We start from the raw sequence: 7,684 nt of genomic DNA, 5'->3' as shown, positions 1-7,684 counted from the left end.
GATCTGGAACAGCAAGCAGCACGCTTGAAGCATCTGGTGGGCAGTTTCAGGATTTGATGACAGGCCTCAGGGCCCCTTCGCCGGCGAGTCGGCTCCTAAGCGGGGAGCCGATTACCAACCTTTAAAATAGAAGCCGGCTTGCCGGCAAACCACTCACTGCGGTTGCGGCGGAGACTCCTGCTGCAACTGTTCCCACAGTTGGGCGGCCCCCGGAAACTCGGTGCCGTCATCGGCATCAAGTTCGTCAGGGTCGTAGCGGCTCAAGCACCCCTCGCCGAGGGTGGCGGGGGCCTGGGAAGTGGCTTTATCCAGTGGATCGGTCATCGGGCTGACCTCATGATTTACAGAACCAGGATCGGGATATTGCCCCCCGCTCCTGGTTTTTTTCAATCAGAACACCACGGTCTTGTTGCCGTGCACCAGCACGCGGTCTTCGAGGTGGTAGCGCAGGCCGCGGGCCAGGACCATCTTCTCCACATCACGACCGAAACGCACCATGTCCTCGATGCTGTCGCTATGGCTGACTCGTACCACGTCCTGCTCGATGATCGGACCGGCGTCCAGCTCTTCGGTGACGTAGTGGCAGGTGGCGCCAATCAGCTTCACCCCACGCAGAGAAGCCTGGTGGTAAGGCTTGGCACCAACGAAGGACGGCAGGAAGCTGTGGTGGATGTTGATCACCTTGTGCGCATATTCGCTGCACAACGCCGGCGGCAGAATCTGCATGTAGCGCGCCAGCACCACCACTTCGGCGTCGTGCTGTTTGACCAGGCGCGACACCTCGGCGAATGCCGGCTCCTTGTCCTGAGGATTGACTGGTACGTGGTAATAGGGAATGCCGTGCCACTCGACCATGCTGCGCAGGTCATCGTGGTTGGAGATCACACAGACGATCTCACAGTCCAGCTCATCGCTGTGCCAGCGGTGCAACAAGTCGGCCAGGCAATGGGACTCGCGACTGGCCATGAGCACCACACGCTTTTTCTCGGCGGTATCAGTGATCCGCCAGTCCATCGAGAACTCTTCGGCGATCGGCGCAAATGCCTCGCGAAAAGCCTCCAGGCCAAAAGGCAGGGAATCGGCACGAATCTCGTGGCGCATGAAGAACCAGCCACTGAGGTTGTCCGAGTGGTGGCTCGCTTCGGTGATCCAACCGTTATGGGAGGCCAGAAAGTTACTGACTTTGGCAACGATGCCAACGCGGTCAGGGCAAGAAATCACCAACCGAAAGGTGCGCATGAGGGGGAAACTCCAGAACTTCGCAAAGGTCGCCATTCTAGCCACTACGCGAAAAAACTGCAGTATCCATTGCGCCCCGGGCCTTGATTAGATTGGCAAACGCACCTTGAAACGCCTTATCGACTGCCACGGCGACGACAGATACCGACACTTGCCATTAGCACATAACTAGTTTGTGAATAGCGCAATCGAACCCTTCGACCTATTAAATAGCGAAATGAGTTTTACGCCTAAACACACTAAGAGAGACAAATAAAACAGCGGTATTATGTTTACTTGCACATACTCTCTGACTATTATTGCGACATTGTCACCCAGCCACTCAGCGCTCAATAAGGTAGTCCACATGTCCCTGATCAACGAATACCGTGCTACAGAAGAAGCCATTAAAGAACTGCAAGCACGTTTGAAAAACCTGTCCCAAGACGACAAACTGAAAACCGAACTGGAATTCGAAGGCAAACTGCGCAGCCTGATGGGCGAGTACTCCAAGTCCCTGCGCGACATCATCGCCCTGCTGGATCCGGACTCGAAAGTTAAAGCACCACGCGCCGCAGTAAAAACCACCGGCACCAAGCGTGCCCGTAAAGTTAAACAGTACAAAAACCCGCACAATGGCGAAGTCATCGAAACCAAAGGTGGCAACCACAAGACTCTGAAAGAGTGGAAAGCCAAGTGGGGCGGCGATGTGGTTGAAGGCTGGGCAACCCTGCTGGGCTAAGCCTTGCCAGTGAGCGCCCGGGCTCTTGCAGCCTGATTGAAAAAACGCCAGCCCGCTGGCGTTTTTTTATGCCCCGGCGACCCGCTACAGGGCCGGGGCAATCCCTCAAAGAGCCAGACGGCCAGCCAGGGCACGAACATGCTCCTGCCACTCATCCAGCACCTGACGCTGCTTCGGATCAGCATTTAACAACGATTGCTCAAGTCCCTGAGCGAAACTTTCCAGGGTATTGGGCGCGCCGAGTTTCGGGTCCAGCAAACGCTGCTGACAGAAACCGCGCCAACGCTCTTGCTCGGTTTTATCCAATGTCTCCGGAAAGTTGCGGGCACGGTAGCGAAAGAGCAATTCAGGCAAGCGTTCATCATCAAATGGCCACTGTTGCTGAGCCAAATGCAACGGATCGGCCTCACGCACTTGCTCACACAAACGCCGGTCGCGATCGCCAATAAAGCCGTCGTACAACTGTTGCTCCGGGTCCTCACTGGCGGCGAACTCATCAGGGCCGTAAATCACCGAAAGTTTATCCCGCCAAACTTCCTGGGCTTCAGTCAAAAGCAACCCACGGCGCTGGTATTGCTCCATGTCCAAGTGCAGCCGTTGTTGATCCTGCGCGCGCAGGACACTCAATGGCGCCACTACCGGGCAGCGATTGATATGGATGAGTTTCAACGGCACTGGCAGCTCACCCTCCAGAAGATCTTCGCGCCGCGTATATAAACGCTGACGCAAGGTTTCGGCATCCAGGTCCAGCAGCCCCTGTGGGTCCAGATGCAGATCACAGACGATCAGCGCATTGCGGTTGCGTGGATGCCAGGCCAGGGGCAGCACCACCCCGATATAGTGCCGTGCCGCAGAGAAACGCCCGGAAATATGCACCAGCGGCTGCAGCAGGCGAATCTGATCCATCACCCGCTGCTTGCTGCGCAGCTGAAACAGCCAGTCATAGAGCTTGGGTTGCCTGTCACGAATCAGGCGCGCCAGGGCAATGGTGGCGCGGACATCGGACAGCGCATCGTGGGCCTGACCGTGGTCGATACCATTGGCGGCGGTCAGGCGCTCCAGCTTGAGGGTTACCTGCCCCTGCTCCTGCGGCCAGACGATACCCTCGGGACGCAGGGCATAGGCCGTGCGCACCACATCGATCAAGTCCCAGCGGCTGTTGCCACCTTGCCATTCCCGGGCATAGGGATCGAAGAAGTTGCGGTACAGGCTGTAGCGGGTCACCTCATCGTCGAAACGCAGGGTGTTGTAGCCAACTCCGCAAGTCCCCGGACGCGCCAGTTGCCCGTGCACCCGGGTCATGAAATCCGCCTCGCTCAAGCCTTGCGCGGCCAGACGACTCGGGGTGATGCCGGTGATCATGCAGGCCATCGGATGCGGCAGGATATCGTCGCTGGGCTGGCAGTAGAGGTTGACCGGCTCGTCGATCTCATTGAGTGCCAGATCGGTGCGAATACCGGCCACTTGCAACGGGCGATCGCTGCGAGGGTTGATGCCGGTGGTTTCGTAGTCGTACCAAAAGAGGGAAGTCACGGCCTGTTCCTGAACTGAAAGACCGCCGCAGTCTAGGCGCTCAAGCGCCACCAGGGCCAGCCGCGCGTCCAGGCAGCTCGCAGATCGGGGTATTGAATTCGTAGTTAATGATGTCGTTTGCCCCTCAGACACTGCTAGCATCGGCGCTGGATTTTTCTCTACCAGGCCAAGCCGACAAGTTGCCCATGCTTGAGACGACAGCAACGCCACGGAACGCATCGCTGCACCCGCCACTGGATACGCGGTATCAGGTCGAAACCCCCGAGGGCATCGATCTGCCACTGCGACCTGCGGGATTGCTGGTCCGTACCCTGGCGTTTTCCCTCGACCTGGGTATCCGCGGGCTGGTGCTGGGCCTGCTGTTCATTGTGCTCGGTTTTTTCGGCGAGATCGGTATCGGCCTCGGTTCGATCCTGCTGTTCCTGATCAGTTGGTGGTACATGGTGCTGTTCGAGGTGCTGAACCAGGGCCGCTCTCCCGGTAAACAACTGATGGGGCTGCGGGTGGTGCAGGACGATGGCACCCCCATCGGCTGGAGCGCCTCCCTGACTCGCAACCTGTTGCGTTTCGCCGACATGCTGCCATTCGGCTACTTCCTCGGCGCAATCAGTTGCCTGCAGCACCCGACCTTCAAACGCCTCGGCGACTTGGCCGCCGGCACCCTGGTGATCTACCGCGAGCAGCCGGTCAAGCGACCGCAATTGCCAGACGCCCTGCCCCGCTCCGCGCCTTTTGCCCTGAGCCTGAATGAACAACGGGCGATTCTCGAGTTTGCCGAACGCCAGAGTCAGCTGTCGGCCGAACGGACCCGGGAACTGGCGGCGATCCTCGCGCAGCCGCTGCATGTACCCACCGCCCAGGCTACAGCCGAACTCAATGGCATCGCCCGCGGCTTTCTGGGAACGACATGAAACAAAGCCTTTTTGAAAACCGTCACCAGGCGCAATGGCAACAGTTCGAGCAACTGCTGGACCAGTTGGAGCGACGCCGGGCCAAAGCCGAAGACTGCCAGAGCTTCGTCCAGGACTACCGTCGCCTGTGCCAGCACCTGGCCCTGGCTCAGGAGCGCGGCTACAGCAGCTACCTGATCGACCCTCTGCAGCAACTGGCCTTGCGCGGCCATCAGCAGTTGTACCGTCAACGCACCGCCATCAGCGCCAATGTCCTGGGTTTCGTACTGGCCGGCTTTCCCCGCCTGGTGCGCCAGGAATGGCGCCTGGTGCTGATCGCCAGCCTGCTGTTCTTCGGCAGTCTGCTGGGTATAGGACTGCTGGTGTATCTGTTTCCCGAGCTGATCTACAGCCTGGTGAGCCAGCAACAGGTGACGGAAATGCAGGGCATGTACGACCCCAGTGCCGGACGCCTGGGGCGCGCTGCCGAACGCGCCTCCAGTGAAGACTGGGTGATGTTCGGCTACTACATCATGCACAACATCGGCATCGCCTTTCAGACCTTTGCCAGCGGTTTGCTGTTCGGCCTGGGTAGCGTGTTCTTCCTGTTTTTCAACGGCCTGATGATCGGCGCCATCGCCGGCCACCTGACCCAGATCGGTTTCGGCCAGACCTTCTGGCCCTTCGTCATCGGTCACGGTGCCTTCGAACTGAGCGCCATTGCCCTGTCCGGTGCGGCCGGGCTGAAGCTGGGCTGGGCACTGATCGCTCCCGGTCGCCTGAGCCGCGGCGAAGCCCTGTTGCAGGCTGCGCGGATCAGCGTGCAATTGGTCTACGGGGTCATCGTGTTCCTGCTGATCGCGGCCTTTATCGAAGCCTACTGGTCCTCCATGACCTGGCCCGCTCCCTGGATCAAATACAGCGTCGGCGCCGCCCTGTGGAGCCTGGTGGCGGCGTACCTGACCCTGGCCGGACGTGAATCCCATGCGCCTGAGTGACGCCAGCGTGACGATCCGCCCACGCCCCCCCTGGGAAGCCATGGACCTGGGCGTACTGCTGAGCCAGCGCCACCGACGCCTGCTGATGACCAGCTGGGCCATCGTCAGCCTGCCGGTGTTCGCCCTGCTGAGCCTGCTGCTGTGGCAATCCCCATCCTTGGCAGTGTTGTTGTTCTGGTGGCTGAAACCGGCCTTCGAACGCCTGCCGCTGTTCATCCTCTCCAAAGCCCTGTTCGGGGAAACCCCAAGCCTGGGAGAGGCGCTGAGGCAATGGCCACGGCTGCTCAAGCCACAATTGCTGGCGAGCCTGACCTGGCGCCGCTTCAGCATGAGCCGCAGCTTTGTCATGCCGGTGGTGCAACTCGAAGGCCTGAGTGGCGACGCCCGGCAACAACGCCTGGCGGTCCTGCTGCAGCGAAATGCCGGGGCCGCACGCTGGTTGACCCTGATCGGCATGCACCTGGAGGGCGCCTTGTGGATCGGCCTGATGGTGCTGTTCTACCTGCTGCTGCCGCAACAGATCGAGCTGGACTGGAACTGGCAGAGCCTGGTCATCGCCGCTCAGCAGGACTGGCTCTGGCTGGAACACCTGACCAACGCCTTCTACGCCCTGGTCCTGGTGATCTGGGAACCGATCTACGTGGCCTGTGGCTTCAGCCTGTACCTCAACCGCCGCACCGAGCTCGAGGCCTGGGACATCGAACTGGTTTTCCGCCGCCTGCGCCAGCGTCTGGCAGGCGCCGCAGCGCTGCTGCTGGTGACCGGTCTGATGCTGGCGATACCGGGCCAATCGCTCTGGGCAGCCACCCCCAGCAGTTCCGTGGCCGGCCCCGAAGCGCCACGGCTGCTGCAGCAACCGCTGACCAGCAAGGCCTCGAAGGACAGCATCCAGGGCATCCTGGAAAAGCCGCCCTTCAAGAACCAGGAATCGGTCACCCGCTACCGCTTCGGCGAAGAACAGGCACAGAAGAAAGACGCCAAGGGCAAGCCGCCGGGCTGGCTCAAGAGCCTGTTGGAAAACCTCGACAACAACAGCTTCGGCAGCCTCGCCAAGGGCCTGGAAATCCTCCTCTGGGGCTTGCTGCTAGGGGCCCTGGGCTGGCTGATCTGGCGCTACCGCGATTGGTTGCGTGCCTTTGTCAGCCGCCGTCCGCTACCGCGCAAGAAACGCCCCGCCGCGATCCCCCAGCAACTGTTCGGTCTGGACGTCAGCAGCGAAACCCTGCCCGCCGATGTGGCCGCCCGCGCCGAGGAGCTCTGGTCCAGTCAGCCTCGGGAAGCCCTGGGCCTGCTGTATCGGGCACTGCTCAGTCGCCTGCTGGAAGACTTTCATCTGCCCCTCAGCGTGGCCGACACCGAAGGCCAGGTACTGGAGCGGATCAAGGCCTTGCAGCAACCGCCCCTGGAAGCCTTCAGCCGCGAGCTGACGAAACACTGGCAGAACATGGCCTACGGGCACCGGGTTCCCGGCGCCGATCTGCAGCCACAACTGTGCGACGCCTGGCGCAGCCTGTTCGGCCTAGGAGCGCCCGCATGAAACGCTATCTATGGGGCAGCCTGGCCCTGTTGCTGATCCTGGTACTGGGAGCCGCCGGCTACTACCTGTACCGCCACGCCACGCCTTACCAGGAACTCGTCGATCACGGTCCGTCTCCCGAAGCCCGCGCCAATCCCTACCTGGCCGCCGAGATGTTTATGCGCGAACGCGGCCTGAAGGTCGATCACGCCAACGGCCTGGAAGTACTGGCCACCTTGAAGCCCGCCGGCAACAGCCTGTTGTTGCTGGGGGAACGCTCGAACATGAGCCCGCGCCAGGTCGACCAGGTGCTGGATTGGGCCCGTGCCGGTGGCCGGCTGATCTTTGTCGCCGAAGCCCTGTGGGACGATGACACCCAACAAAGCGGTGACCTGCTGCTGGATCGGGTGCAGATCCATCAACAGCTCAGCGAGGACCTTGAGGAACCGCCGGAACAGGAAGCCAACGACGCCTTTCCCAAGCTGACCAAAGTCTATCTGGAAGACGAACAGGCCCCGGCCTACATCGGCTTCGACACCGCCTTCCACCTGGACGACCCGGACAGCCTGGCCCTGTCCTGGGCCAACAGCGGCGTGGCCACCCACATGATCCAGCTCGACTACGGCCAGGGCTCGGTCACCGTGCTGACCGACGCCGACATCTGGAAAGCCCCGGCCATCGGCCTGTACGACAACGCCTGGCTGCTGTGGTACCTCAATACCGATACGGCGGTAACCCTGCTGTTCAACACTGACCACCCGAGCCTGTGGCAATTGCTCTGGCGCTA

General features: G+C 60.9%; 8 protein-coding genes. 5 read left to right on the top strand and 3 right to left on the bottom strand.

Features of this window, described 5'->3' with window-relative positions:
- Positions 1-153: 153 nt before the first annotated feature.
- Complete coding sequence (locus BLX41_RS33765) at positions 154-324, bottom strand: hypothetical protein (RefSeq protein ID WP_185073669.1); 171 nt, start codon at positions 322-324, stop codon at positions 154-156.
- Positions 325-390: 66 nt separating this feature from the next.
- Complete coding sequence (purU, locus tag BLX41_RS18835; RefSeq protein WP_102880993.1) at positions 391-1,239, bottom strand: formyltetrahydrofolate deformylase; 849 nt, start codon at positions 1,237-1,239, stop codon at positions 391-393.
- Between the two features lie 346 nt (positions 1,240-1,585).
- Between purU and mvaT the strand changes: the two genes are divergently transcribed.
- Positions 1,586-1,960, top strand: a complete 375-nt coding sequence (gene mvaT, locus BLX41_RS18830; protein WP_102860539.1) for a histone-like nucleoid-structuring protein MvaT — start codon at positions 1,586-1,588, stop codon at positions 1,958-1,960.
- Between the two features lie 105 nt (positions 1,961-2,065).
- On the opposite strand, the gene sbcB is transcribed toward mvaT, so the two are convergent.
- Positions 2,066-3,493 (bottom strand): exodeoxyribonuclease I, encoded by a 1,428-nt coding sequence (sbcB, locus tag BLX41_RS18825; protein WP_123726103.1) that lies wholly within the window; start codon positions 3,491-3,493, stop codon positions 2,066-2,068.
- Between the two features lie 185 nt (positions 3,494-3,678).
- On the opposite strand from sbcB, the gene BLX41_RS18820 reads away from it, so the two are divergent.
- From BLX41_RS18820 to BLX41_RS18805, 4 genes are all read left to right on the top strand, one after another.
- Positions 3,679-4,404: an RDD family protein gene (locus tag BLX41_RS18820; protein WP_123726102.1), complete on the top strand. Its 726-nt coding sequence runs from the start codon at positions 3,679-3,681 to the stop codon at positions 4,402-4,404.
- Positions 4,401-5,381 carry a stage II sporulation protein M gene (locus BLX41_RS18815; protein WP_123726101.1) on the top strand — a complete coding sequence of 327 codons (981 nt, stop codon included), beginning with the start codon at positions 4,401-4,403 and terminating at the stop codon, positions 5,379-5,381. Before BLX41_RS18820 ends, BLX41_RS18815 begins: the two co-directional genes overlap by 4 nt.
- Positions 5,368-6,918, top strand: a complete 1,551-nt coding sequence (locus tag BLX41_RS18810) for a DUF4129 domain-containing protein (RefSeq protein ID WP_123726100.1) — start codon at positions 5,368-5,370, stop codon at positions 6,916-6,918. Before BLX41_RS18815 ends, BLX41_RS18810 begins: the two co-directional genes overlap by 14 nt.
- A partial coding sequence (locus BLX41_RS18805) for a DUF4350 domain-containing protein (protein WP_259745006.1) occupies positions 6,915-7,684 on the top strand: 770 nt, incomplete at its 3' end. The genes BLX41_RS18810 and BLX41_RS18805, both read left to right, overlap by 4 nt.

Source organism: Pseudomonas protegens, from assembly GCF_003732485.1.
Taxonomy (GTDB): Bacteria; Pseudomonadota; Gammaproteobacteria; order Pseudomonadales; family Pseudomonadaceae; genus Aquipseudomonas; species Aquipseudomonas protegens_B.
The sequence above is the reverse complement of the archived record's forward strand: the minus strand, read 5'-3'. Positions and strand labels throughout refer to the sequence as shown.

Coding starts and splice junctions, on each gene's coding strand:
- BLX41_RS33765 (WP_185073669.1), bottom strand. CDS start 324: ATGACCGATCCACTGGATAAAGCCACTTCCCAGGCCCCCGCCACCCTC.
- purU (WP_102880993.1), bottom strand. CDS start 1,239: ATGCGCACCTTTCGGTTGGTGATTTCTTGCCCTGACCGCGTTGGCATC.
- mvaT (WP_102860539.1), top strand. CDS start 1,586: ATGTCCCTGATCAACGAATACCGTGCTACAGAAGAAGCCATTAAAGAA.
- BLX41_RS18820 (WP_123726102.1), top strand. CDS start 3,679: ATGCTTGAGACGACAGCAACGCCACGGAACGCATCGCTGCACCCGCCA.
- BLX41_RS18815 (WP_123726101.1), top strand. CDS start 4,401: ATGAAACAAAGCCTTTTTGAAAACCGTCACCAGGCGCAATGGCAACAG.
- BLX41_RS18810 (WP_123726100.1), top strand. CDS start 5,368: ATGCGCCTGAGTGACGCCAGCGTGACGATCCGCCCACGCCCCCCCTGG.